Source organism: Variovorax sp. TLI9-5A (genome assembly GCF_056867935.1).
Genome location: NZ_CP200310.1, coordinates 6,675,111 through 6,698,176 on the forward strand (window position 1 = coordinate 6,675,111; position 23,066 = coordinate 6,698,176).

A 23,066-nucleotide genomic window follows, 5' to 3' on the forward strand; every position below is an offset into this window, starting at 1 on the left:
ATGCGCTGAGGCCTCGAGCACAGCGCGCCCGCTCTCACTTTCTCCCCGCCCCCCGACATGGCTGCCGCATCGCGCGACTTGCAGGGGCTGCTTGCCGGCCTCGATCCCACGGCAGATGTGGCGCTGCGCCACATCTGGCTCATCAACATCTTCGACTGGGTGCGCGGCGACCGCGCCTCCCCGCAGGCGGCCATCGGCCGCGTGCAGCTGCTGCTGGACGCCATCGAGGCACGGCCCGAGCTGCGCGAGCGGCTGCGCGACTGGTGGCGCGTCTTCACGCAGACGGTCGACCTGACGACGCTGCTGGCCGACTACGGCTTCGCCCCGCGCACCGCCTTCGCGAGCGAGCTGAGCGAACGGCTGCGCCGCAAGATCCTGCCCGGCACGCCCGAGACCACCGACGCTTCGGACCTGTTCCGCATGGTGCTGCCCGGCGTGTTCGATGCGGGCTGGATCGCCCTGCTCGACGAGACGCAGTTGGGCCGCATCGGCGCCCTGCTGGCCGACGCCGCGCTCGACACCGACGGCGCGCCGCGCTGGCGCCACACCGTGATGGACGCCGTCACCTACTGCAGCAGCCAGGTGGTGGCCGCCGGCTTCTCGCCCGAGCTGCGCCTGCGCATGAGCGCCGACGCGGTGGGCGAAACGCGCCCCTTCCATGCGCTGATGGCCGACCTCGACGAGCTGCGCGAGCAGATGTTCGACCGCCCCGGCGAGCCGCGCGACGAAGACGCGCTGCAGGCCGCCTTCGTGGCCTTCCGGGACCGGCTCGACGCCTGCCGCGCCGGCGCGGCCTCGGTCTACACCCACCTGGAAGACAACGGCATCTCGGTCGGCCTGGTGTTCCGGCTGCGGCAGCTGCGCGAGCGGGTGCTGCGCATCCGCGAGCTGCTCGACTGCCTGATGGCACCCAACCCCGGGCCCAGCGTGGCGCGGCTGGTCGGCCGGCTGGTGCTGGCCGGCGGCGAGCGCAACAGCATCCGGGCGCTGATCGCCTCCAACTCGTCGATGCTGGCCGCCAAGGTGACCGAGCGCAGCGCCGAGACCGGCGAGCACTACATCACCCGCGACCGCGCCAGCTATGTGCAGATGGTGAAGAAGGCAGCCGGCGGCGGCGCACTCACTTCCATCACGGTGCTGCTGAAGTTCGGCATCTACGCGCTGGGCCTGTCGGCTTTCTGGAGCGGGCTGAGCGCGGGGCTGATGTACGCGGCCAGCTTCGTCGCGATCCAGCTGCTGCACCTGACGCTGGCCACCAAGCAGCCCGCGATGACCGCGCCGGCCATGGCGGCGCGGCTGCGCGACATCAAGTCGGACGCGGGCGTGGACGACTTCGTCGACGAGGTCGCCAACCTGGTGCGTTCGCAGGTCGCGGCGGTGCTGGGCAACGTGCTGGTGGTGGTGCCGGCGATGGCGGCGGTGGCCCTGCTGATCCAGTTCGCGCTGGGGCGGCCGCTGCTGGACGCCGCCCATGCGGCGGCCACGCTGAAATCGCTTTCACTGGCGGGGCCGACCGCGCTTTACGCGGCAATCACCGGCATCCTGCTGTTTTCGGCCAGCATCGTCGCCGGATGGACAGAAAACGCCTTTGTCCTGCATCGGATGGACTCTGCAATGCGTTACAACCCCCGCATCGGTGCCGTTCTTGGCGCCGCACGGGCTCGCCGCTGGGCCGATTTCATGCGCACGAACATTTCAGGCTTCGCCTCCAACATCTCGCTGGGACTCATGCTCGGGCTGCTGCCCGCGTTCGCGGGTTTCTTCGGGCTCGGGCTGGACGTGCGGCACGTGACACTGTCGGCCGGACAGATCGCCGCCGCGGCGGCATCCACCGGCCTGGCGGTGTTGCACCAGCCTGCGCTGTGGTGGGCGGTAGCGGCGATCCCGGTCATCGGCGCGCTCAATGTGAGCGTGAGTTTCTACTTCGCTTTCCGCCTGGCGCTGCGAGCGCACAGCGTGAGCCTCGGTGACCGCGCGCGCATCCGCAGCGCGATCTGGGCCCGCTGGCGCAGCCGGCCGGTGAGCTTTTTCCTGCCTGGACGAATTTGACGAGCTTCTTCAACGATCTGCTGGGTTTCTGGTCCGAGTGGGTGCGCCCCTCGGCCGGCCTGCCCACCGTGCTGTGGTCGCTGCTGCTGGCCGCGGCCGCCGCTTCCGGCCACCTGGTGCAACGCTACCTGGGGCTGCCCAAGGTGATCGGCTACTCGCTGGTGGGCGCCGTCGTCGGCTTCGCCGGCTTCGAGGGCGCGATCTGGCCGCTGCGCGGCATCAGCCTCTTCCTGCTCGAGCTTGGCGCGGCCGTGGTGCTGTTCGAGGCGGGCGGGCGGCTGCCGCTGCGCTGGTTCCGCCACAACCCGATGGTGCTGGTGCAAAGCCTGCTCGAAGCCACGCTCACCTACTTCGGCGTGTACTGGATGCTCACGCTGCTGGGCCTGCCAGAGCCGGTGGCCAACCCGATCGCGCTGATGGCCATCGTCGCCTCGCCGGCGGTGCTCAGCCGCGTGATCATCGACACCCGCGCCGCCGGCCCCGTGACCGAACGCGCCATGACGCTCGCCACGCTCAACACCTTCTATGCGCTGGCGCTGGGCTATGCGCAGGCCGGACTGATCGAGCGCGCGCCGCAGACCATGCTGCAGAAGCTCTACCCGATCGCGGTGGTGCTGGGCCTTTCCTTCGTGGTGGGCGCGATCATGGCGCTGGCGCTGCGCTCTGCCCTGCGGGTGATGAGCCCGTCGAGCGAGAACACCTCGATCCTGCTGCTGGCGATCATCGCGGCGGGTGCGGCGCTCACCGCGCACATCGGCGGCTCGGCGCCTTTGGCGGCGTTGATCGGCGGCGTGCTGCTCAAGACGCTCAACCCCAAGCCCTGGGCCTGGCAACGGCAGCTCGGCACAGCCTCCTCGCTGCTCACCATGCTGATGTTCGTGCTGGTGTCCATCGTGGCGGCGCAGGCCGACTGGACCTTGCCGGTGGCCAGCGTGGTGCTGGCCGTCATCGGTATCCGCCTGCTGACCAAGATCGCCGGCGTGGCCGTCGCCAACCCCGGCAGCGGCGCAAGCTGGAAGCAGGCCTTCTGGGTCGGCTGCGCCATGTCGCCGCTGTCGTCGATCGCGCTGCTCATCGCCTCCAACTTCGCCAGCGCCTCGCCGCTGCTGGGCACGATGATCACGCAGGTGGCGCTGCCGTCGATCCTGCTGATGGAAGTGGTGGGCGCGGTGCTCGCCACGCTGGCCATCCACGCGGTGGGAGAGAGTTCGGTACCGTGGGCGCCACGGGCCTTCAGCATCACGGAAGACACGCAGCGATGAGCACCACCGCAGCCACCCCCATCGATCCGGACAGCGACGACGTCCGCTCGGCCCCCCTGCCCGCCGACCCGGCCAGCCGCGCGGTCAAGCTGGAGCCCTTCAACAAGTCGGAGGCGCTCTCGCTCGGCGTGGAGCTCGAACTGCAGCTCGTGAACACGCACGACTACGACCTCGCGCCCTACGCCGAGGACATGCTGCGCCTGATGGCCCAGACCCCGCTGCCCGGCAGCGTGGTGCCCGAGATGACGTCGAGCATGATCGAGATCTCGACCGACATCTGCCACTCGGCGCAGGACGTGATCACGCAGCTATCGCCGATCCGCGAGGCGCTGATCCGCAATGCCGACAAGCTCAACATCGCGGTGGTGGGCGGCGGCACGCATGCCTTCCAGCAGTGGCACGAGCGCCGCATCTACGACAAGCCGCGCTTTCGCGAGCTGTCGGAGCTGTACGGCTACCTGAGCAAGCAGTTCACCATCTTCGGCCAGCACGTGCACATCGGCTGTCCCGACGCCGACGCGGCCCTGCTGATGCTGCACCGCATGTCGCGCTACATCCCGCACTTCATCGCGCTGTCGGCGTCGTCGCCCTTCGTGCAGGGGCAGGACACGCAGTTCGACTCGGCGCGGCTGAACTCGGTGTTCGCGTTCCCGCTCTCGGGCCGCGCGCCCTTCACGCTGAGCTGGAAGGAGTTCGAGGCCTACTTCGAGCGCATGACCCGCACCGGCGTCGTGCGCAGCATGAAGGACTTCTACTGGGACATCCGCCCCAAGCCCGAGTTCGGCACCATCGAGATCCGCGTGTTCGACACGCCGCTGACGGTGGAGCGCGCCGCCGCGCTCGCCGGCTACGTGCAGTCGCTCGCCGCCTGGTTCCTGCAGGAGCAACCCTTCGAGCCGACCGAGGACGACTACCTCGTCTACACCTACAACCGCTTCCAGGCCTGCCGCTTCGGCCTCGACGCCGTGTACGTCGACCCGGCCACCGGCCAGCACATGCCGCTGCGCGACCACATCCTGATGACGATGACCCAGCTCGAATGGCACAGCGAGGCGCTCAACGCCACGAAGGCGCTGGGCGAGCTGCGCACCAGCGTGGAAGCCAACCGCAACGATGCGCGCTGGCTGCGCGAGAAGCAGGGCAAGGAACGGCTGCTGGCCGAGGTGGTGCGGCAGGCGGCGCTGAGGTTCCGCGGGGCGGCTTGAGAGGGCCGCAGCCCTTATGCTCTCACCCCCATGGGTGAATTCGACCTGATCGCACGCTATTTCAAGCGCCCCGCCACGCGCTCCCCGCTGGGCGTGGGCGACGACTGCGCGCTGCTTGCGCCGGCTGCAGGCATGCAGCTCGCCGTTTCTTCCGACATGCTGGTCGAGGGGCGGCACTTTCTTTCAACCGTCGATCCGGCCCGGCTGGGCCACAAGGCGCTGGCGGTGAACCTCAGCGACCTGGCGGCCTGCGGCGCGAAGCCGCTGGCCTTCACGCTGGCGCTTGCGCTGCCCGGCGTGGACGAGCCCTGGCTCGAAGGCTTCTCGCGCGGCCTGCTCGCGCTGGCCGATGCCCACGGCTGCGAGCTGGTGGGCGGCGACACCACGCGCGGCCCGCTCAACATCTGCATCACGGTCTTCGGCGAAGTGCCGGCCGGCGCGGCGCTGCTGCGTTCGGGCGCGCGCGCGGGCGACGACATCTGGGTGAGCGGCACGCTGGGCGATGCGCGGCTGGCGCTCGAAGTGTTCCGCGGCACGGTCTCGCTGCGCGCCGAGGCCTTCGAATCGGCGCGCGAACGCATGGAACAGCCCACGCCGCGCGTGGCGCTCGGGCAGGCCCTGCGCGGCATCGCCACTTCGGCGGTGGACGTGAGCGACGGGCTGATCGGCGACCTGGGCCACATCCTCGCCTCCAGCGGCGTCGGCGCCACGCTCGACGCCGATGCGGCCACCGCGCTGATCTCCGTCGACACCGGCAGCCTGGGCCGCGAAGCGCTGCGCACCTGCGCGCTCTCGGGCGGCGACGACTACGAGCTGGTGTTCACCGCGCCCGCCCCGGCACGCGAGGCGGTCATGCAGGCCGGCCTGAGCAGCGCCACGCGCGTCACGCGCATCGGCCGCATCGAGGCCGACGCCGGCCTGCGCATCGTCGACGCGGCCGGCGCGCCGGTGTCACAGCGCTTCGGCTCGTTCGACCACTTCGTCTGAAGCCAGGCGGCCACGCGGCTGCGGTCAGGAGCCCCTGACCACCGCCTGCATCTTCTGCTGGGCGGCATTGATGGCGGCCGATTGGCCGTTGAGCTGCTGCAGCATCTTGTTGAGCTCGGCCTGCACCGCCGGATCGGTCACGGCGACGCTGCTGCCCGAGACCTGGATCTTCGACTTGTTCTTCTCCATGAAGTCGCCGATGGCCAGCGCGCTGTCGAACACGGTGTCGAGCGCGGGGAACACTTCCTTGAAGGTGGCGGATGGCGTGGTCACCGTCTTCTCGTAGGCCTTGTCGTAGACCTGCTTCAGGTCGTCGGGCTGCTTGAGCTGCGCGTGCGCGGCGTCGGCCTTGGCGGACTGCTGGTCGAGCGCGGTGCGCAGGCCGGTGAGGCCATCTTTTGCAGCCTTGAGGTCGTCGCGGCGAGCGGGCAAGTCGGCAATGGAACGCAGCGCGCCCTTGGCCATGATCTGCGTCATGGGCTGGCTCACGGACTTGTTCATGCCCTCGTTGAAATCGGTGATCACCGCGTAGTGCTGCGCGTAGTCGCCGAACGAAGCCTTCTCTTCGGCCGTGGGCACCGGCACGCGCAAGCCGGGCTTGTCGAGCACGCGGGTCTGCAGGAAGGAGATGAAGGCCTTGCGCTGCTCGGCCTCCTTGTTGCCGCAGGCCACCAGCGCGAGGCTGAAGGCGACGAGGAGCGACATGGCCCCGAGACGTTGAATGAAAGTTCTCATGGCCGAGGCCCTCCGTTGTTGTGCGGAAAAATTATAGGGAGCGCTTCAGCGCGTCGATGAAGGCGCGCGCCGCGGCCGAGAGCGAGTGGCCGCGCTTGGTGACGATGGAGATGTCGCGCGCCACGCGCGGCGAGCTCAGCACCTTGATGACCAGCGACGGGTCGGCCTCCGCGCGCGCGAAGGCCGAAGGCATGATCGACGCGCCCATGCCGGCTGCCGTCATCCATATGGCGGTGGAGAGGAACGACACCTCGTTCACCACGTCGAGCGCCACGCCCGCCTCGGCGGCGGTGCCGTCGATGAGCGGGCGCACGCCGTAGCCGGGGCGCACGGTGATGACCGGGTGGCCGTTCAGGTCGCTCCAGCGCACCACGCGGGCCTTGGCCAGCGGATGGTCTTCGCGGCACACCAGGGCGAGGTGGTCGCGCATGAGGCGCTGCACCTCCACCTCGGCGCCGGGCCGCTCGGGCGTGCCGATGCCGAAGTCCACATGCTCGCCGATGATGCGCGAGATGAACTGGTCGGGCGCGCAGTCGTTCACAAGCACACGCACGCCGGGATGCTGTTCGTTGAAGGCGCGCATCGCGTCGGGCAGCAGGAAGGCCGCGAGCGTGGGCGTGATCGCGAGCGTGACGCGGCCACGTTCGAGCGCGGCCAGTTCGCGGAAGTCGTTCGACAGCGAATCCACGTCGCGCAGGATGCGCTCGACCGTCATCATCATCTGCTCGGCCGCTGCCGTGGCCTTGAGCGAACGCGTGGTGCGGTCGAACAGGCGCGTGTCCAGCCCTTCCTCGAGCTGGCGGATCAGCATGCTCACCGCCGACTGCGTGACGAACAGCCGCTGCGCCGCCGCGCTGAGCTTTTTCAGCTGGTAGACGGCGAGGAACGCACGCAGCTGGCGGATCGTAGGACTGAAGTTCGCATTCATCAGCAAAGATGATATTTCATTAGAAATTTCTTGATTTACGAATGAATCCGGCCATCGTTCAATCGTCCGAAAGACGCATCACATTCAAGGAGACCCGATGGCCGCTGCACCTCTTGCCCGCAGGAAGAGCGCGCTTCGCCGGCAGCTGCTGCTCACCGCGGCGGGCGCGGCGCTGACCGGCGGCAGGAGCTTCGCGCAAACGCTTGCGCCGCCGCCTCAACCCACGGGCTCCACGGGCGACTTCCCGAACAAGCCCATCCGACTCGTCGTGACCTTCCCGCCCGGCGGCAGCGCCGACGCGGTGATGCGCCTGCTGGTGCCCCGGCTCAACGAGAAGCTGGGCCAGCCGGTGGTGATCGACAACAAGCCCGGCGCAGGCGGCAACGTCGGGCTCTCGCTGGTGGCCAAGACGCCCGCCGACGGCTACACGCTGGGGCTGGGCGCGGCGGGCGCGCTGACAGCCAACGTGAGCCTCTATCCGCAGATGCCCTTCGATCCGGTGAAAGACTTCAAGCCCGTGGGCATGGTCGCGGCCACGCCCTTCGTGATCGTGGGACACCCTTCCATCGCCGCGCGCACGCAGCGCGAGCTGATCGCGCTGGCCAAGGCGAGCCCCGGCACGCTGTCGATCGGCCATGGCGGCAACGGCACGGCCATGCATCTTTCGGCGGCGCTCTTCGCGCAGATGGCCGACGTGAAGTTCGTCGAGGTGCCCTACCGCGGCTCGGGCCCGGCGGCGCTCGATGCCATCGCGGGGCAGATTCCGCTCGCGCTGGTCGACCTGCCCGCCTCGCTGCAGCAGATCAAGGCCGGCAAGCTGGTCGCCTTCTCGGTGACCAGCGCGCAGCGCGTGCCGATGCTGCCCGAGGTGCCCACGGTGGCCGAGGCCGGCCTGCCCGGCTACGACTCCACCGGCTGGTTCGGCGTGGTCGCGCCCGCCGGTACGCCGGCGCCCATCGTCGCGCGGCTCAATGCCGAGATCAGCGCGGCGCTGGGCGACGAGCAGATCAAGGCCACGATGCGCAACCTCGGCGCCGAACCCGCGCCGACCTCGCCCGAAGCCTTCGAGGCGTACATCCGATCCGAGACGAAGAAGTGGGCGAAGGTGATCCAGACCGCCCGCATCCGGCTCGACTGACCTGCGACGACAGATTTCCCCGCCAGAACATGACCGCTCCCAGCCACACAGCAGCAGAAGCAGCAGCGACCGACGAATTGCAGGCCGACGTGATGATCGTCGGCGCCGGTCCCGTGGGCCTCACGCTGGCCATGGACCTCGCATCGCGCGGCGTCTCGGTCGTGATCTGCGAGACGCGCCGCTTCGCCGAGCCGCCGAACGTGAAGTGCAACCACGTGGCCTCGCGCACCATGGAGCAGTTCCGCCGCCTGGGCGTGGCGCAGAAGCTGCGCGACGCGGGGCTGCCGGCAGACCATCCGAACGACGTGGTGTTCCGCACCAGCGTCACGGGCACGGAGCTCACGCGCATTCCCATTCCTTGCCGGCGCGACCGCTACACCGAGACCGAGGGCCCCGACGCATGGTGGCCCACGCCGGAGCCGCCGCACCGCATCAACCAGATCTACCTGGAGCCCATCCTGCTGAAGCACACGGCCGCGCTGCCGGGCGTGCGGCTGCTCAACCGCACGCAGTTCGCGGGCTTCACGCAGGACGACACGGGCGTGACCGCGATCGCCACCGACATGGACAGCGGCGTCACCCGCAGCATCCGCTGCCGCTACATGGTGGGCTGCGACGGCGGCTCGTCGGCGGTGCGCAAGCAGATCGGCGCGAAGCTCGAGGGCACGGCGGTGATCCAGCGCGTGCAGTCGACCTTCATCCGCGCGCCGGGGCTGCGCGCACTCATTCCGGGCAAGCCGGCATGGTCGTACTACGCGATGAACCCGCGCCGCTGCGGCACGATGTTCGCCATCGACGGGCACGAGACCTGGCTGGTGCACAACCACCTGAACGCCGAGGAGCCAGAGTTCGATTCGGTGGACCGCGACCGCTCGCTGCGCGAGATTCTCGGCGTGGGCCCCGACTTCGAGTACGAGATCATCAGCAAGGAAGACTGGATCGGCCGCCGCCTCGTGGCCAACCGCTTCCGCGAGGGCCGCGTGTTCCTCGCGGGCGACGCGGCGCACCTGTGGGTGCCCTACGCGGGCTACGGCATGAACGCGGGCATCGCCGATGCGCTCAATCTCTCGTGGCTGCTGGGTGCGGTGGTGCAGGGCTGGGGCGACGAGGCCATGCTCGACGCCTACGAGGCCGAGCGCCTGCCGATCACCGAGCAGGTGTCGAACTTCGCGATGAACCATGCGCAGAAGATGATCCGCGCGCGCCGCGCCGTGCCGCAGAACATCGAGGAGCCCGGCCCCGCCGGCGACGCGCTGCGCGCCGAGATCGGTCACGAGGCCTACGAGCTGAACGTGCAGCAGTTCTGCTGCGGCGGACTGAACTTCGGCTACTTCTACAGCGGCTCGCCGATCATCGTGGCGGACGGCGAGCACACGGCGCCGCCCTACTCCATGGGCGAGTTCACGCCCTCCACCGTGCCCGGCTGCCGCGCGCCGCATTTCTGGCTCGCGGACGGCCGTTCGGTCTACGACGCATTCGGCCCCGGCTACACCATGCTGCGCTTCGACCGCAGCGTGGACGTACGTCCGCTGGAGCGTGCGGCGGCCGCCTACAACATGCCGCTCACCGTGCTCGACATCGAGACGGAAGACGTGCCCAAGGTCTACACCCACCGCCTCGTGCTGTGCCGCGCCGACCAGCACGTGGCCTGGCGCGGCGCGCACCTGCCGTCCGAGGTCTACGACCTAGTGGGCACGCTGCGCGGCGAGGGCCAGCGCATCCGGGCGCGCCGCAAGGCGCTGGCCTGGGAAGGCGTGGTGGCCTGAGCCTCCCGCCGGCTCGTCGGCTCACCAGCCGCGCCGTGCGACGACGCGGTACGCGAGCCACGCCGCGATGGCCGGCGCGAACGCGAATCCCGTGAACAGCCACACTGCCGCAGAACGCGCGCCCTCGGCACCGCCAGGCACGCTGAGCCCCGCCGCGTTCGCCACCAGCCCCGCCACCGCCGCGCCCACGGCCATGCCATAGAGCTGCACGGTGGTGATCGAGGCCGAGGCCAGCCCCTGCTCGCCCTTCGGCGCCAGCGACATCACGCGCGTGATGAGGTGCGGCCAGCCGATGCCCACGCCGAGCCCCACGGCCGCCAGCGCCAGGGCGATCAGCAAGGTCTCGAAGCCGGCGGCGTCCATCGCGCCTGGCGTAGGCAGCAGCCATGCGAGCGCCAACAGCCCCAGCGTGCAGGCCACCGGTCCGGCGCGCAGCATGCGGTCGGCGCCCGCGCCGATGCGGCCCGAGGACAGCAGCGAGCCTGCGCTCCAGCCGCCCGCCATCGCGGCCGTGAGATAGCCCGCCGCCAGCGGCGAGTGGCCGTGCAGCAGTTGCAGGAAGTACGGCACGAAGATTTCAGTGGTGCTGCCGATCAGCAGCAGCGCCACGCTGGCATAGATGGCGCCCAGCGGCGCGCTCAGGGCATAGGCGCCGCGCGGCAGCACGCGCACGGCGGCGCGGCTGTCGATGCGCGTGGCGGCGAAGCCGATGGCCAGCCCCGCCGCCACGCCGGCGGCCTGCCAGCGCAGGTCGGGCACGAGGCCGCTGGCCGCGATCGCCAGCACCGAGGCCGTGAGCAGGCCGATCTGCAATGCCGGCACGCGCGGTGCGGCGGCGGGCCGTTCGTGCTTCACGCCCATCGAGGGCCGCAGCTGCACGAGCACCAGCAGCGCCTGCGCCGCCGCCACCGGCAGCAGGAACCAGAAGGCCCAGCGCCAGTGCCCGGCCTGCGCGAAGAGCCCGCCCACCGCCGGCCCGCACAGCGTGGCCACGCCCCACATGCCCGACACCAGCGCCACCGCGCGCGGCCACAGCCGCTGCTCGAACACCAGCTGGATCAACCCGTAGCTCAGCGCCGCAAGCAGCCCGCCGCCCAGCCCCTGCACCGTGCGGCCCGCCAGCATCCACGGCATGGCCGGCGCCAGCGCGCAGCCCACCGAGCCCGCGCTGAACACCGCCAGCGCCGCCAGGCAGGCGCCGCGCGGGCCGAGCACCGCGAGCAGCCGCACCGACAGCGTGGCGCCGAGGATCGAGCCGACCACGAAGAGCGTGGTGCTCCAGGCGTACCAGTCGAGCCCGCCGATCTCGCGCACCACCGAGGGCAGCACGGTGGTCACGATGTGGACGTTGATCGCATGCAGCGCGACGCCGCCCGTGAGCGCCAGCGCACGCCAGCCGTTGCGGCCGCTGAAGAGCTCGCTCCAGGCGGCAGTGGAAGGTGGGGAAGGCAGGGCCGTGGAGGAGGAGGAAGACGCGGAAGACATTGCGCTGGCGGAAAGGTCGGGAAGGTCGGGAAGAGCCCGGATACTAGGCGCCGCGCACCAATTAAACAAGCTATTGCTTTGATAAATAAAACTGCGCCGGCCCCGTGCCGCCGCAGATGCGCGACACTCCTGCCCCGATGCAAGCCGCTTCCTCCATTTCCTCTTCCTCTTCTTCCACCACGACCGCCGGCGCCATGCCCCAACCCTCGATGCGCCGCGCCACGCTGCGCTTTCTGCTGTCGCACCCCGCGCACTTCATCGCGCTGGGCTTCGGCTCGGGCCTCTCGCGCCTGGCGCCCGGCACGGTGGGCACGCTGTGGGCCTGGGTGGCTTTCTCGGTGATGCAGCTGTGGTTCACGACGGCCACCATCGGCTGGATCATCGCGGCCTCCCTGCCCATCGGCTGGTGGGCCTGTACCGTGGCCGCGCGCGACATGAACGTGGCCGACCCCAGCCCGGTGGTGTGGGACGAGGTGATCGCCTTCTGGATCGTGCTGTGGCTGGTGACGCCCGCCGGCCTGCTCGCACAGACTGTCGCCTTCCTGCTCTTTCGCTATTTCGATGCCGCCAAGCCCGGCCCGGTGGCCTGGGCCGATGCGCTCTTCAAGCAGCGCAACGCCGTGCGGGTGAGCTGGTGGCGCGCGGGCTTCGGCATCATCCTCGACGACCTGGTGGCGGCCTTCTGCACGCTGCTGGTCATCGCGCTGTGGCGCGCGTGGTGAGCGCCATGAATTCCTCTTCCTTCCTTCCTCCTCTCCCATGCAACTGAAGAAAGCCCTCGCGGACCACGACACGCCCGAACTGGTCGTGGTGCTGGCCGAGCTGCTGCAGAAAAAGGGCTGGATGCTGTCCACCGCCGAGAGCTGCACGGGCGGGCTGATCGGCGCCGCCTGCACCGAGCTTGCGGGCTCGAGCGCGTGGTTCGAGCGCGGCTTCATCACCTACTCCAACGAGGCCAAGACCGAGCTGCTGGGCGTGGACGCGGGCGTGATCGCAGCGCACGGCGCCGTCAGCGAGCCGGTGGCGCGCGCCATGGCGACGGGCGCGATCGCGCATTCGCCGCCCTCGCGCGTGGCGCTGGCCGTGACCGGCGTGGCCGGCCCCACGGGCGGCACGCCCGACAAGCCGGTGGGCACGGTGTGGTTCGGCTGGTCGGTCGATGGCGCGGTGCGCACCGAGCGCCGCCGTTTCGACGGCGACCGGGCCACGGTGCGCGCGGCCACGGTGCATCACTCGCTGCAGACGCTGGTCGAGCTGCTGCTCGCGCACTGAGCACGTACCGAGCGCGTACCGGGCCCTCGGCTCAGACCGTCATGAAGTCGGCCAGCGGCCGGCGCGGCGCGGGCGGCACCGGCGCCATCGGATAGCCGAGGCGGCACATCATCTGCACCGTCGGGCTGCGCCTGTCGCGCGGCGGCGCGGTGCCCAGCAGCATGTCGTGCGCGGCGGCGTGGTGCGGCGCCATCTCGGCGAATTCCTCCAGCGGCTGGCTCATCGGATGCATGCCCAGGCCCAGGTCGGTGGCGCGCAGCTGCTGGCGCACGTAGGCGCGGCCGGCCGCGATCTGCTCGGTGCGGCTGTTGCCGCACGTGCTGAGCCAGATGAAGCCCATCGCGGTGTTGGCCTGGTCCTCGAAGAGCTGCAGGGTCTGACGGAACGACAGGCTCTCTTCCGGGGCCGGCGTGCGGCGGTCGAACTGGCCGAGCGCGACGGCGATGCGCAGCGCCGGATCGTTCAGCGAGAAGCCGTCCCGGTGCGCGAGGATTTCCTGCGGCCCGACGCGCAGCAGCCGCAGGTTCTCCATCGCGGTGCCGGGCGTGGTGAGCTCCACCCGCGCGGCTGCCGCGCAGAGCTTGCGCAGCGGCAGCACGCGCGCCGGGTCCACCGTGCCGGCCGAGCTCACCATGCCGCCCGCGGGCACCATCGAGGCCAGCCCCTGCAGGATGTCGGCCGACACCGGCCGCGTGAGGTCGAAGCGCTGCCTGGGCGTGCGCCGCCGCAGCACCTGCGCGAAGAGCGGATCGGGCACGCCGCCGCCCGCCAGCCGCAGCCGCGCCACCGGAATGTGCGGCCAGCGCTCCGGCTCGCCGGCCAGCTCGCCCTGCGGCCACAGCTGCACGGCAGCCTGCACGCCCTGCTGCGCGAGCGCCATCACCAGCAGCTCGATGAAGGCGCCGTGGCCGATGAGCACCTGGCGGCCGAAAGGGTCGGTCTCGGGCTGCACGCGCTCGCGGTCGCAATAGACAACGATGGCGTCGGGCTCGCGCAGGTCGACCAGCCAGGGCTGCCGGTTGTAGGCGGTGGGGGCGGTGACGGCATAGGCGACGGCGCGCCTGCGCACGTCGGTCTCGTCGCCGGGGCCGTTCCATATCTCCAGCGCGGCGGCCGGCACCTCCGAGTTCAGCCACCAGGTCGCCAGCGCGGCCGCTCCCGCCGCCACGACAACGCCGCCTCCCAGCAGCCGGACAAAGTTTCTGCGCTCATCCATTGCGCGGATTATCGAAAGCGCGCCGGCTGTTAACAATGGCTTAAGCTTCCGCAACCGCCACGCAGCGCCGAATAAAGACAAGCCACTCATGACCGCCGCCACCAACAAACAGACCATCGAGCGCTTCTACAGCGCCTTCGCCAGGCTCGACGCGCCCACCATGGAAGCCTGCTACGCGCCCGACGCCGTGTTCGACGACGAGGCCTTCTCGCTGCGCGGGCGCCGCGAGGTAGGCGGCATGTGGCGCATGCTGGCCGGCGGCACCAAGGCCAAGGGCGCCGACGTGTGGAAGCTGACCTGGCGCGACGTGAAGGCGAACGACGACGGCACCGGCAGCGCCCACTGGGACGCGCACTACCGATTCAGCGCCACCAACCGCATCGTCGACAACAGCATCGACTCGCGCTTCACCTTCACGCCCGAGGGGCTGATCGCCACGCACCGCGACAGCTTCCCGTTCTGGACCTGGTCGCGCCAGGCGCTCGGCGCGCCGGGCCTGCTGCTCGGCTGGTCGCCCATGCTGCGCAAGAAGGTGCGCGCCACCGCCGCAGCCAACCTCGCAACCTTTCTCGCACGACAGCCATGAGCACCACCGACAACACCACCGCCCTCGCCTTCTCCAACAACGAGGCGCAGCACCGCTACGAGGCCGCGCTCGACGGCAAGCTCGCCGGCTATGCCGAATACAACCTGCTGACCGACGCGATCATGTTCACCCACACCGAGGTGCTGCCCGAGTTCGAGGGCAAGGGCGTGGGCTCGGGCATCGCGAAGCACGTGCTCGGCGAGGCGCGCGCCAAGGGGCTGCATGTGATTCCGGTGTGCCAGTTCATCGCGGGCTACATCCGCAAGCACCGCGAGTACGCCGACCTGGTGCGGCCGGACATCCAGCGCGCCTTCAAGATCTGAACAGGGCTCGCCCCCCAGGCTGCGCGCACTTCGTGTCGCTACGCCAACCCCTGCCGGGGGCAACACCTGCGGCCCGGCAGAGCCGGTTCCGCGGTGTTCCCTGATCAGGCCGAAGAATTCTTCGGCGCGGGCAGCCATGCGAAGGCCGCGATGCCCGCAAGCAGCAGCACGGCGATCGTGCCCAGCACGGCCGTCAGCGGATCGGCGCCATGCGCCGCCGCAATCGAGGCGGCCACGCCCGTGCCCCACTGCATCAGCGCCACGCCGAGGAACATCGCCATCGTGAAGACCGCCATCGCGCGGCCGGTGAGCGTGGCGGGGTAGGCGCCACGCACGTCGGCGTACTGCCAGACGATGAAGCCCGAGAGCACGCCGATCAGCACCATGCCGGCGATGTCGAGCCAGGCCGAGTGCAGCACCGCGATGAGCGCGAAGAGGCCGGCGTAGCCCAGGCCGCAGACCACGATCCATCGGCGGCGCGAGACGGCGTCGCTGCGGTCGAGCCGGCCGAAGAGCGGCGCGCCGACGAGCGAGATCACCGACACCGCCAGCGCCACGTTGCCGCTCTGCACCAGCGAGTAGCCGTGGCGCTCCATCATCAGCGGGCCCAGCCAGAGGCCGCGCAGCGAGATGAAGGCGGCATAGGTGACGGCGCCCAGCACCATGATGCCCAGCGTGTGCGGCATGGCGAACAGCGCGCCGAACTGGCGGATCGCTTCGGGAATCGACTCGCGCTTGCCCGCCGAGGCCGTGGCGGGCTCGTGCACCCAGAACCAGATCGCGAGCCACGCCAGCGCCGCCGCCACGGCCAGCACCAGGAAGCCCGCGCGCCATGAATACGCCTGCACCAGCCACGCCAGCGGCGTGCCGGTGGCCAGCATGCCGATGCCGCCAACCGCCAGCACCATGCCCGACACGGTCGCGAAGCGCGCTGGCGGAAAGTGCCGCGCGATGAACACCGTGCACACCAGGAAAGCCGGCGCGCAGCCCACGCCGATCAGCGCCTGCCCAGCCACCAGCACCAGGTAGCTGGAGGACACCGCCGACAGCAGCGCGCCCGCGATCGCGACGGGAAAGGCCACCAGCACCGTGCGGCGCACGCCGTGCAGGTCGATGCCGATGCCCATGAGGAGCTGCATCGCGCCGAACGCAAAATGAAAAGCCCCCGAGAAGATCCCGAGGGCCTGTGCCGAAAGATGGAAATCGGCCTGGAGCGGACTCGCCATGATGGCGCCCACCGTGCGGAAGGCCTGGCTCAGCGCGACCCCGGCGCACAGCGCCAGGACCATCGCCCAGGCCGCGCGCGGCGCGAGCGGCTCGGCCGTGGGGCGCAGCGCCGGATCGGAGTTCATTCAGGAATACCGCGGAACCGGCTGTGCCGGGCCGCTGGTATTGCCCCCTGCAAGGGGGTTGGCGAAGCGACACGAAGTGCGCGAAGCCTGGGGGTGAGCCCAGTTACTCACCGTGGCACTTCTTGTATTTCTTGCCGCTGCCGCAGGGGCAGGGGTCGTTGCGGCCGGGGGTCGCTTCCTTGCGGATCGTCTCGACCTTCGGGCCCAGGCTCTTCCAGAGCTGGCGCAGGTCGTACACCGCCCAGATGGCGGCGCCGAAGTCGTCGAGCCGCTGCTGGCTCACGCTGGGCGGGGCCTCGTCGCTGTACATCGACAGCGTGGGCTTGCCGGTGTCGTCCTCGGTGAGGGCGACGATGTTGTCCAGCGCGTCGTTCAGCATGCGCGCGGCGTCCTTGTCGCGCGGCTCGGCCCAGTCCTCGGGCCAGTTCTCCACGGCGTACATGAAGCCCAGCGCCCAGACCTGGGCGAAGGAGGGAATGGCCTCGCCGGCCACTTCGGCGCGCTCTTCCTCGGGCAGCGAGGCGATGGCGCCTCGGGTGTCGAGCACCTCGGGCTGCCAGCTGCGTTCGTCGTCGAGCGTTTCGACGGGGGCGTCGAGGCCCTCCTCGATCTCGATCCAGCGGCGCTTCCAGTTCCAGACGAACTCCATGTGCTGGGCGGAAGAGAAGTTGTCGCCGAGCAGGACGGGCCAGTATTCGGAGGGCAGGATGGGCCGGCGGGTGCAGATCAGGGCGGCCATGAAGCCTTCGCAGAACTCCCACTGGGGGATTTCCTCGTCATGCTCGCGCATGGCGTCGAGGGCCTGGTCGAGGGCGTCGAAATCGTCGGGACCGAGGGGAGTGCGGGCTGCAGGGGTGCTGTCGGGAGGCGAAATGGGGTCGGGAATGGTCGTCATGGCAAGTTCGAGGCAGCCCTCTATGATGCAGCAGGCCACGGTCGAGACTATTTCTATGCCCACGATTATTTCGTTTCCGACGCGCTACAGCGCCTTCGCCCTGTGCGTGATCGGTCTGGTGGCAAGCCTGGCCTTCGTGCTGGTTTCGCCCCACCTGTGGCTGGCCTGGATCGGGGTGGCGGTTTTCGCGGTACTCACAGGTACCGGCGTACACGACCTTCGGCAAGCCCGCCACGCCATCCTGCGCAACTACCCGGTGATCGGCCATCTGCGCTTCCTGCTGGAGTTCATCCGCCCCGAGATGCGGCAGTACTTCATCGAGAGCGACTCCGAGGCCGCGCCCTTCTCGCGCGCCCAGCGCTCGCTGGTGTACCAGCGCGCCAAGGGCGAACCCGACAACCGCCCCTTCGGCACGCAGATGAACGTGACCATCGCGGGCTACGAGTGGATCAACCACTCGATGCGGCCGACCAAGCTGGCCGGCCACGATTTCCGCATCGTGATCGGCGGCACGCCGCAGCCGGCCGGCGCGAATGCTGCCCAGGTCTGCACGCAGCCGTACAGCGCCAGCGTCTTCAACATTTCCGCCATGAGCTTCGGCGCCCTGTCGGCCAACGCCATCCTCGCGCTCAACAAGGGCGCGAAGATGGGCGGCTTCGCGCACGACACCGGCGAAGGCTCGATCTCGCAGCACCACCGCGTGCACGGCGGCGACCTGATCTGGGAGATCGGCTCGGGCTACTTCGGCTGCCGCAACGACGACGGCAGCTTCAGCGAAGAGCGCTTCACCGCCAACGCGCGCGACCCGCAGGTGAAGATGATCGAGATCAAGCTGAGCCAGGGCGCCAAGCCCGGCCACGGCGGCGTGCTGCCTGCCCCCAAGGTCACGCCCGAGATCGCGGCCGCGCGCGGCGTGCCGGTGGGGGTGGACTGCATCTCGCCCGCCTCGCACAGCGCTTTTTCCACGCCCACCGAGATGATGCATTTCGTCGCCCGGCTGCGCGAACTGTCGGGCGGCAAGCCGACCGGCTTCAAGTTCTGCCTGGGCCATCCCTGGGAATGGTTCGGCATCGTCAAGGCGATGCAGGCCACCGGCATCACGCCCGACTTCATCGTGGTCGACGGCGCCGAGGGCGGCACCGGCGCGGCGCCGGTCGAGTTCAGCGACCACGTGGGCGCGCCGCTGCAGGAAGGCCTGCTGCTGGTGCACAACACGCTGGTGGGCGTGAACCTGCGCCACCGCATCAAGATCGGCTGCGCCGCCAAGGTGATCACCGCCTTCGACGTGGCCCGCATGATGGCGCTGGGCGCCGACTGGTGCAACGCCGCGCGCGGCTTCATGATGGCGCTGGGCTGCATCCAGGCCCAGAGCTGCCACACCGGCCACTGCCCCACGGGCGTGACCACCCAAGACCCGCTGCGCCAGAAGGCGCTGGTGGTGCCGACCAAGGCAGAGCGGGTTCAGAACTTCCACCGCAGCACGCTGCACGCGCTGCAGGAACTGGTGCAGGCCGCGGGCCTCGACCATCCGCAGCAGATCACCGCGCACCACATCGTGCGCCGCATTTCCGACACCGAGGTGCGCCTTCTGAGCAACCTGGTGATGCAGGTGCAGCCGGGCGCCTTGCTCGGCCCGCTCGACGAGCAGCACAATGTCTTCCGTACCTACTGGCCGCTGGCCAGTGCAGAGAGTTTCCAGCCCGTCACGCAGGGCCCGCAGGGGCTTGTGGCGGGCTTCGCAATGGCCGCATGAACCCACTGAGTAGAGGCGCCAGCCGGCGCCCGCAATCGCGCAAGGGCGCAGCTTCGGCGCCCGCGCCCCTTGACGCGATTTCCCCCAACCCGCCCGCGCCCGGCGACTACGCCGAGTTCCTGCGCGCGACCCTGCCGCAGCAACAGAAGAACGTGGCCAGCCACCGCTTCGGCAGCGAGCGCGTGTGGCTCAAGAAGGCCGGCCCCCGCCACGGCAAGTGGGGCTACCGCGTGATGGCGGCCGTCGCTCGCATGGCGCGGCTGGACATCATCAAGCCCGTGCCCAACCCGGGCGGCGAGGCTGCCATCGCCACCGAGGCGCGCCGGCTCAAGCAGCTCGCCGCGGCCGGCCTGCGCGTGCCGGTGGTGCTGGCGCAGCAGCCCGACGGCCTGCTGATTTCCGACCTCGGCGAAAGCGGCCGCGCGACCGTCGTGCTGCAGGAGCGACTCGACCAGGCCGCCGCCGCGGGCCCCGCCGCGCTGCTGTCGGTATGGCGCGAAGGCCTCGCCGCCATCGCCGCCGTGCACACGTGCGGCCAGCACCTGAGCCAGGCCTTCGACCGCAACCTCGTGCAGTGCCCCGACGGCGTGATCGGCTACATCGACTTCGAGGACGACCCGGCCGAGGTCATGACCCTGGCCGAATGCCAGGCGCGCGACTGGCTCAGCTACCTGCATTCGACCGCCATGATGCTGGAAGCCGCCGCGCCGCAAGCCGCAGGCCAGCACTGGCACGCCGCGCTGGCCGGCGTGAACGAAGAAGTCCGCGAGCGCATCGCCAATGCCGCGCGGCGCATGAAGTGGGCGCAGAAGCTCCCGGCCAGCCGGCGCTGGGGGCGGGACACGCAGCGCGTGCGGGCGGTGGCGCGGCTGCTGGGGCGGTGGCATCTGCAGACTGGCAATGGGGTGCAGCACTACTAGCGGCAGTCGGGGCGCTTTCGGCGCCATCTGCGGAACAGCCGGTTGCCGAGCCAGCCGCCGATGACTGCCCAAAGGGCCTGTACCGCAAGAGCGATGGCGAAAGCCTGCGATAGATCGCTCTCGCTGCGGGCCCCGTTCATCTCGTACCACTGCCCGATGGGGACGAGCACGCCTTTGGTCACGAGAAAGCTGAGTGCCAATGCTCCAGCCAAAATGCAGAACAACCGGCCGAGCAACCTCATCGGGCTGGCCGCCGTCACGGCAAACGCCGTTCATGCCGCCACTTGCGAAACAGCCAATCACCGAGCCAGCCGCCCGCGACAGCGGTAATCGCTTGCACAGCCAGGGGCAGAGCATAGGCATCGGATAGATCGTCCAAGCCTCGAGCCAGATTCGTTTCGTACCAGCGCGTGACGGGAATCAGCACACCTATGGCGACGAGAAAGCTGAGTGCCAGTGCCCCAGCCAGAATGCAGAGCAGTCGAGCGAGCAGCTGCGTCAAGCCAGACAGACTCATGCCCCGTTCCTCTTCCGGCGCCATCTGCGAAACACCAGGTCGCCCAACCAGCCTCCAGCAAACAGTGAAGCAAGCTGAACGGCGAGCGCGACCATGTACACGCGACTCAGGTCGTCGTCGTTCTCCGCAAAGTTGAGCTCATACCAGTGGCCCACGGGCCCGATGAGCTTGTAGAAGACAAGGCCGAGCACGATCGCACCGATGGCGATGGAGAGTGCGCGAGCGACGGGAAGAAGAATGGCTGGGAGGTTTCCGCTCATCACGAGATTGGGGGCATGGCTTGGCCAAGCCGGAAATCTAGTGCCGCGTCAAAACCTCTCGATGAAGGAAAAGTTGTCAATTGCTTCCTGACGCCGGGCACCCGCACCCGTCGTCAGCCACCGCTAAGCCTCGAACGCCGCCTGCACCACCACCCCGCGCAGCGCCAGCCGCTTCTTCATCGACAGCACCGCCCGGTCCTTGCTCAGCAGCAGTGCCTTGTGCGCCACGGCCAGGTCGATGAAGACCTGGTCGTCGGGGTCGCTGCACACGCAGGGCGCGCGCGGCGGCGTGCCTTCGAGCATGCGCACGCGCGCGTCGAAGTCGGCGAGCACCGCGGGCACCTGCAGTTCGCGCTGGGCCATGCGCCTGGCGATCAGCGGATAGCCCAGCACGCGCTGCAGCTCGGTGCGCATGGCGGCGGTGGCCAGCCAGCTCAGTTCGCCGGCGGCGAGCCGCTCGGTCAGCGCGCCCCAGGCGGGGTCTTCGAAGACCAGCAGGTCGAGCGCGATGTTGGTGTCGATGACGACGAGGCCGGTGGCGGGTTCTGTCAATGTCATGGAATGTGCGGGGAATTGCGCCGATGTTGCACCATGCAATGCCACGGTCAGGCCCCCGTTAGGCCGTCCGACGACAATCGGGCTTTTCGCCCCCTCCTGGCCCCTCCTCTCGCCCCTTCTTTCATGAAACGCCTTCCGCTGCTCTGCTTCGTCCTGCTCGCGTCCGTGGGCGTGCGGGCCGAGTGGCTGACGCTGGCGGGCACGCCCGGCGACGAGGCCGGCAGCTACGTGCAGGTCGATCCGACCAGCGTCGAGGCCGACGGGTCGAAGCGCCTGGTGAGCCTTCGCATGAGCCTGCCGCAGGACCGCACGGGCCGCGAGGGCATCAAGTACCGCTCGTTCCAGGCCCAGGCCAAGGTGGACTGCGAGACCCGCAGCGCGCGCTATGTGAGCGCCACCTACTACGGGCATCCGAACTTCGTGGGCGAACCGATCGCGGTGCGGCATTTCGAGGACGGTGACGTGCGGCCCGTGACCCTGGCCGGCGCGCTCGATCTCGTCACCCGGACGGTCAACGCGGCCTGCGCCGTGCGGCCGAAGGAGCCCAGGGAACCACAGCAGCAGCCCAGGCCCGAGGGCGAGCAGCCCGCGCTACCTGCGCGCTGAGCCCGCGACCATGTCGAAGCGGAACAGCCGGCATTCGATCGGCCCGTTCCACATCGGCACGCGGCGCGATTCCTTCAGGCGCATCTGCCTGGGCAGCTTCAGGTCGGGCGTGAGCACCCAGGCGGTCCAGCCGGCGTAGTTCTTCTTCCAGTGGGTGGCGAGCTGGGGGAAGAAATCGCTGCCATCCTCTTCGGAAGACTGCGCCGTCTCGCGCGCGCCAGGGCGGCCCGCGCCTGCCACGCCGCCCACGGCGATGCGCTCGCCGTACGGCGGGTTGAGCATGATCACGCCGCCGCCCTCGACCGGCGGCATGCGCTGCAGCGCGTCGCCCCCACGGAACTCCACGGCCTGCGCCACGCCCGCACGCTCGGCATTGCGCTGGGCGAAATCGACCATGCGGTGCGACACGTCGGAACCGAAGATGCGGACGGCGTCGCCCGCCACGGCCCCCTCGGCGTCCTCGGCCTCCTGCCTGATCGCCGACCACACGTGCGCCTGGAAGGGCAGCAGCTTCTCGAAGCCGAAGCGCCGCAGCGAACCGGCCGCGATGCCGCGCGCGATCTGCGCCGCCTCGATGGCGATGGTGCCGCTGCCGCAGCAGGGGTCGTAAAGCGGCTGGTCCGACACCTCGCCGGTCTCGGGGTTCCACCAGCCGCTGGCGGCGAGCATGGCGGCAGCCAGGGTTTCCTTCAGCGGGGCGTCGCCCTTGTCCTGGCGCCAGCCGCGCTTGAAGAGCGGCTCGCCGCTGGTGTCGATGTAGAGCGTGCAGGTGTCGGTGGTCAGGTGGGCGAACACGCGGCAGTCGGGCCACTGGGTCTCGATGCTCGGGCGCACGCCGTTGGCCTTCGCGCGGAAGCGGTCGGCAATGGCGTCCTTGATGCGCAGGGTGGCGAAGTTCAGGCTCTGCAGCGGACTGTGCTGGGCGGTGGTCTCGATCTTGAAAGTCTGCTTCGGGGTGAACCAGATCTCCCAAGCCACGCCGCTGGCAATGGCGTAGAGGTCGTTCTCGCTGCGGTAGGGAGCGTGGGCCAGCTCGACCAGCACGCGCTGCGCGAGGCGGCTGTGCAGGTTGAGCTTCAGGCCGTCGCGCCAGTCGGCGCGCACGCGCACGCCGCCGCGCAGGGTGAGCAGGTCTTGCCCGGCGCGGCCGGTCAGGGCGTGCACCTCCTGGGCAAGGAATTCCTCGACGCCAGCGGCGCAAGGCAGGAAAAAGGAGAGATCGTTCACGGAAAGTAGGCCATCGGGAAGCCCGA

24 protein-coding genes are annotated in these 23,066 nt (G+C 69.7%); 13 read left to right on the top strand and 11 right to left on the bottom strand.

Annotated elements, in window-relative coordinates; translation table 11 throughout:
- Positions 1-57 precede the first annotated feature (57 nt).
- Genes AC1VNX_RS31735 through thiL form a run of 4 tightly spaced genes read left to right on the top strand, consistent with a single transcriptional unit; the run spans position 58 to position 5,503 of the window.
- The gene (locus tag AC1VNX_RS31735; RefSeq protein WP_483161493.1) at positions 58-2,049 is read left to right on the top strand and encodes a site-specific recombinase; all 1,992 of its coding nucleotides are present in this window, start codon (positions 58-60) and stop codon (positions 2,047-2,049) included.
- On the top strand, positions 2,046-3,311 hold the full coding sequence (locus AC1VNX_RS31740; protein ID WP_483161494.1) for a cation:proton antiporter: 1,266 nt from the start codon (positions 2,046-2,048) through the stop codon (positions 3,309-3,311). The genes AC1VNX_RS31735 and AC1VNX_RS31740 overlap by 4 nt, the downstream gene beginning before the upstream one ends.
- Entirely contained in the window at positions 3,308-4,516 is a 1,209-nt protein-coding gene (locus AC1VNX_RS31745; protein WP_483161495.1) for a YbdK family carboxylate-amine ligase, read from the top strand. The genes AC1VNX_RS31740 and AC1VNX_RS31745 overlap by 4 nt, the downstream gene beginning before the upstream one ends.
- 30 nt (positions 4,517-4,546) lie before the next feature.
- Complete coding sequence (gene thiL, locus AC1VNX_RS31750; RefSeq protein ID WP_483161496.1) at positions 4,547-5,503, top strand: thiamine-phosphate kinase; 957 nt, start codon at positions 4,547-4,549, stop codon at positions 5,501-5,503.
- Between the two features lie 24 nt (positions 5,504-5,527).
- Here thiL and AC1VNX_RS31755 read toward each other — a convergent pair whose 3' ends face one another.
- The gene (locus AC1VNX_RS31755) at positions 5,528-6,238 is read right to left on the bottom strand and encodes a DUF3053 domain-containing protein (RefSeq protein ID WP_483161497.1); all 711 of its coding nucleotides are present in this window, start codon (positions 6,236-6,238) and stop codon (positions 5,528-5,530) included.
- Between the two features lie 31 nt (positions 6,239-6,269).
- Positions 6,270-7,166, bottom strand: a complete 897-nt coding sequence (locus AC1VNX_RS31760) for a LysR family transcriptional regulator (protein ID WP_483161498.1) — start codon at positions 7,164-7,166, stop codon at positions 6,270-6,272.
- Positions 7,167-7,263: 97 nt separating this feature from the next.
- Here AC1VNX_RS31760 and AC1VNX_RS31765 point away from each other — a divergent pair, with 97 nt between their 5' ends.
- Positions 7,264-8,304 carry a tripartite tricarboxylate transporter substrate binding protein gene (locus AC1VNX_RS31765; RefSeq protein ID WP_483161499.1) on the top strand — a complete coding sequence of 347 codons (1,041 nt, stop codon included), beginning with the start codon at positions 7,264-7,266 and terminating at the stop codon, positions 8,302-8,304.
- Positions 8,305-8,333: 29 nt separating this feature from the next.
- The gene (locus AC1VNX_RS31770; RefSeq protein WP_483161500.1) at positions 8,334-10,070 is read left to right on the top strand and encodes an FAD-dependent oxidoreductase; all 1,737 of its coding nucleotides are present in this window, start codon (positions 8,334-8,336) and stop codon (positions 10,068-10,070) included.
- A gap of 21 nt (positions 10,071-10,091) precedes the next feature.
- On the opposite strand, the gene AC1VNX_RS31775 is transcribed toward AC1VNX_RS31770, so the two are convergent.
- Complete coding sequence (locus AC1VNX_RS31775) at positions 10,092-11,555, bottom strand: MFS transporter (protein WP_483161501.1); 1,464 nt, start codon at positions 11,553-11,555, stop codon at positions 10,092-10,094.
- A 194-nt stretch (positions 11,556-11,749) separates the two neighbouring features.
- Here AC1VNX_RS31775 and AC1VNX_RS31780 point away from each other — a divergent pair, with 194 nt between their 5' ends.
- Both AC1VNX_RS31780 and AC1VNX_RS31785 read left to right on the top strand, forming a co-directional pair.
- The gene (locus AC1VNX_RS31780; RefSeq protein WP_483162053.1) at positions 11,750-12,277 is read left to right on the top strand and encodes a phosphatidylglycerophosphatase A family protein; all 528 of its coding nucleotides are present in this window, start codon (positions 11,750-11,752) and stop codon (positions 12,275-12,277) included.
- Positions 12,278-12,314: 37 nt separating this feature from the next.
- Entirely contained in the window at positions 12,315-12,827 is a 513-nt protein-coding gene (locus AC1VNX_RS31785; RefSeq protein WP_483161502.1) for a CinA family protein, read from the top strand.
- Positions 12,828-12,858: 31 nt separating this feature from the next.
- Here AC1VNX_RS31785 and AC1VNX_RS31790 read toward each other — a convergent pair whose 3' ends face one another.
- A complete protein-coding gene (locus AC1VNX_RS31790) occupies positions 12,859-14,043 on the bottom strand; it encodes an Acg family FMN-binding oxidoreductase (protein ID WP_483161503.1) in 1,185 nt (394 codons plus the stop codon).
- An 88-nt stretch (positions 14,044-14,131) separates the two neighbouring features.
- Between AC1VNX_RS31790 and AC1VNX_RS31795 the strand changes: the two genes are divergently transcribed.
- Both AC1VNX_RS31795 and AC1VNX_RS31800 read left to right on the top strand, forming a co-directional pair.
- On the top strand, positions 14,132-14,629 hold the full coding sequence (locus AC1VNX_RS31795; RefSeq protein WP_483161504.1) for a nuclear transport factor 2 family protein: 498 nt from the start codon (positions 14,132-14,134) through the stop codon (positions 14,627-14,629).
- Positions 14,626-14,952 (top strand): GNAT family N-acetyltransferase, encoded by a 327-nt coding sequence (locus tag AC1VNX_RS31800; protein ID WP_483161505.1) that lies wholly within the window; start codon positions 14,626-14,628, stop codon positions 14,950-14,952. Before AC1VNX_RS31795 ends, AC1VNX_RS31800 begins: the two co-directional genes overlap by 4 nt.
- A 104-nt stretch (positions 14,953-15,056) precedes the next feature.
- Here AC1VNX_RS31800 and AC1VNX_RS31805 read toward each other — a convergent pair whose 3' ends face one another.
- A complete protein-coding gene (locus AC1VNX_RS31805) occupies positions 15,057-16,241 on the bottom strand; it encodes an MFS transporter (RefSeq protein WP_483162054.1) in 1,185 nt (394 codons plus the stop codon).
- Positions 16,242-16,407: 166 nt separating this feature from the next.
- Positions 16,408-17,199, bottom strand: a complete 792-nt coding sequence (locus AC1VNX_RS31810) for a UPF0149 family protein (protein ID WP_483161506.1) — start codon at positions 17,197-17,199, stop codon at positions 16,408-16,410.
- Between the two features lie 55 nt (positions 17,200-17,254).
- Between AC1VNX_RS31810 and AC1VNX_RS31815 the strand changes: the two genes are divergently transcribed.
- Positions 17,255-18,952 carry an FMN-binding glutamate synthase family protein gene (locus AC1VNX_RS31815; protein ID WP_483161507.1) on the top strand — a complete coding sequence of 566 codons (1,698 nt, stop codon included), beginning with the start codon at positions 17,255-17,257 and terminating at the stop codon, positions 18,950-18,952.
- Positions 18,949-19,872 carry a BUD32 family EKC/KEOPS complex subunit gene (locus AC1VNX_RS31820; protein ID WP_483161508.1) on the top strand — a complete coding sequence of 308 codons (924 nt, stop codon included), beginning with the start codon at positions 18,949-18,951 and terminating at the stop codon, positions 19,870-19,872. Before AC1VNX_RS31815 ends, AC1VNX_RS31820 begins: the two co-directional genes overlap by 4 nt.
- On the opposite strand, the gene AC1VNX_RS31825 is transcribed toward AC1VNX_RS31820, so the two are convergent.
- From AC1VNX_RS31825 to AC1VNX_RS31840, 4 genes are all read right to left on the bottom strand, one after another.
- Positions 19,869-20,132 carry a hypothetical protein gene (locus AC1VNX_RS31825; protein WP_483161509.1) on the bottom strand — a complete coding sequence of 88 codons (264 nt, stop codon included), beginning with the start codon at positions 20,130-20,132 and terminating at the stop codon, positions 19,869-19,871. The two genes, AC1VNX_RS31820 and AC1VNX_RS31825, sit on opposite strands and share 4 nt — an antisense overlap.
- A complete protein-coding gene (locus tag AC1VNX_RS31830) occupies positions 20,129-20,374 on the bottom strand; it encodes a hypothetical protein (protein WP_483161510.1) in 246 nt (81 codons plus the stop codon). Before AC1VNX_RS31830 ends, AC1VNX_RS31825 begins: the two co-directional genes overlap by 4 nt.
- 11 nt (positions 20,375-20,385) lie before the next feature.
- Positions 20,386-20,649: a hypothetical protein gene (locus AC1VNX_RS31835; RefSeq protein WP_483161511.1), complete on the bottom strand. Its 264-nt coding sequence runs from the start codon at positions 20,647-20,649 to the stop codon at positions 20,386-20,388.
- A 123-nt stretch (positions 20,650-20,772) separates the two neighbouring features.
- Positions 20,773-21,207, bottom strand: a complete 435-nt coding sequence (locus AC1VNX_RS31840; RefSeq protein WP_483161512.1) for a putative toxin-antitoxin system toxin component, PIN family — start codon at positions 21,205-21,207, stop codon at positions 20,773-20,775.
- 123 nt (positions 21,208-21,330) lie between these two features.
- On the opposite strand from AC1VNX_RS31840, the gene AC1VNX_RS31845 reads away from it, so the two are divergent.
- Positions 21,331-21,813, top strand: a complete 483-nt coding sequence (locus AC1VNX_RS31845; protein ID WP_483161513.1) for a surface-adhesin E family protein — start codon at positions 21,331-21,333, stop codon at positions 21,811-21,813.
- Here AC1VNX_RS31845 and AC1VNX_RS31850 read toward each other — a convergent pair.
- Positions 21,799-23,040, bottom strand: coding sequence for a THUMP domain-containing class I SAM-dependent RNA methyltransferase (locus AC1VNX_RS31850; RefSeq protein ID WP_483161514.1), 1,242 nt, complete (start codon positions 23,038-23,040; stop codon positions 21,799-21,801). The genes AC1VNX_RS31845 and AC1VNX_RS31850 overlap by 15 nt on opposite strands.
- Positions 23,041-23,066: the final 26 nt, after the last annotated feature.

Bases quoted from the DNA above. Each gene is read 5' to 3' on its own strand.
- AC1VNX_RS31810 (WP_483161506.1), bottom strand. From the start codon at position 17,199: ATGACGACCATTCCCGACCCCATTTCGCCTCCCGACAGCACCCCTGCA.
- AC1VNX_RS31745 (WP_483161495.1), top strand. From the start codon at position 3,308: ATGAGCACCACCGCAGCCACCCCCATCGATCCGGACAGCGACGACGTC.
- AC1VNX_RS31780 (WP_483162053.1), top strand. From the start codon at position 11,750: ATGCCCCAACCCTCGATGCGCCGCGCCACGCTGCGCTTTCTGCTGTCG.
- AC1VNX_RS31735 (WP_483161493.1), top strand. From the start codon at position 58: ATGGCTGCCGCATCGCGCGACTTGCAGGGGCTGCTTGCCGGCCTCGAT.
- AC1VNX_RS31795 (WP_483161504.1), top strand. From the start codon at position 14,132: ATGACCGCCGCCACCAACAAACAGACCATCGAGCGCTTCTACAGCGCC.
- AC1VNX_RS31840 (WP_483161512.1), bottom strand. From the start codon at position 21,207: ATGACATTGACAGAACCCGCCACCGGCCTCGTCGTCATCGACACCAAC.
- AC1VNX_RS31785 (WP_483161502.1), top strand. From the start codon at position 12,315: ATGCAACTGAAGAAAGCCCTCGCGGACCACGACACGCCCGAACTGGTC.
- AC1VNX_RS31815 (WP_483161507.1), top strand. From the start codon at position 17,255: ATGCCCACGATTATTTCGTTTCCGACGCGCTACAGCGCCTTCGCCCTG.
- AC1VNX_RS31770 (WP_483161500.1), top strand. From the start codon at position 8,334: ATGACCGCTCCCAGCCACACAGCAGCAGAAGCAGCAGCGACCGACGAA.
- AC1VNX_RS31845 (WP_483161513.1), top strand. From the start codon at position 21,331: ATGAAACGCCTTCCGCTGCTCTGCTTCGTCCTGCTCGCGTCCGTGGGC.
- AC1VNX_RS31755 (WP_483161497.1), bottom strand. From the start codon at position 6,238: ATGAGAACTTTCATTCAACGTCTCGGGGCCATGTCGCTCCTCGTCGCC.
- AC1VNX_RS31790 (WP_483161503.1), bottom strand. From the start codon at position 14,043: ATGGATGAGCGCAGAAACTTTGTCCGGCTGCTGGGAGGCGGCGTTGTC.
- AC1VNX_RS31800 (WP_483161505.1), top strand. From the start codon at position 14,626: ATGAGCACCACCGACAACACCACCGCCCTCGCCTTCTCCAACAACGAG.
- thiL (WP_483161496.1), top strand. From the start codon at position 4,547: ATGGGTGAATTCGACCTGATCGCACGCTATTTCAAGCGCCCCGCCACG.
- AC1VNX_RS31760 (WP_483161498.1), bottom strand. From the start codon at position 7,166: ATGAATGCGAACTTCAGTCCTACGATCCGCCAGCTGCGTGCGTTCCTC.
- AC1VNX_RS31820 (WP_483161508.1), top strand. From the start codon at position 18,949: ATGAACCCACTGAGTAGAGGCGCCAGCCGGCGCCCGCAATCGCGCAAG.
- AC1VNX_RS31835 (WP_483161511.1), bottom strand. From the start codon at position 20,649: ATGAGCGGAAACCTCCCAGCCATTCTTCTTCCCGTCGCTCGCGCACTC.
- AC1VNX_RS31765 (WP_483161499.1), top strand. From the start codon at position 7,264: ATGGCCGCTGCACCTCTTGCCCGCAGGAAGAGCGCGCTTCGCCGGCAG.
- AC1VNX_RS31805 (WP_483162054.1), bottom strand. From the start codon at position 16,241: ATGGTCCTGGCGCTGTGCGCCGGGGTCGCGCTGAGCCAGGCCTTCCGC.
- AC1VNX_RS31775 (WP_483161501.1), bottom strand. From the start codon at position 11,555: ATGTCTTCCGCGTCTTCCTCCTCCTCCACGGCCCTGCCTTCCCCACCT.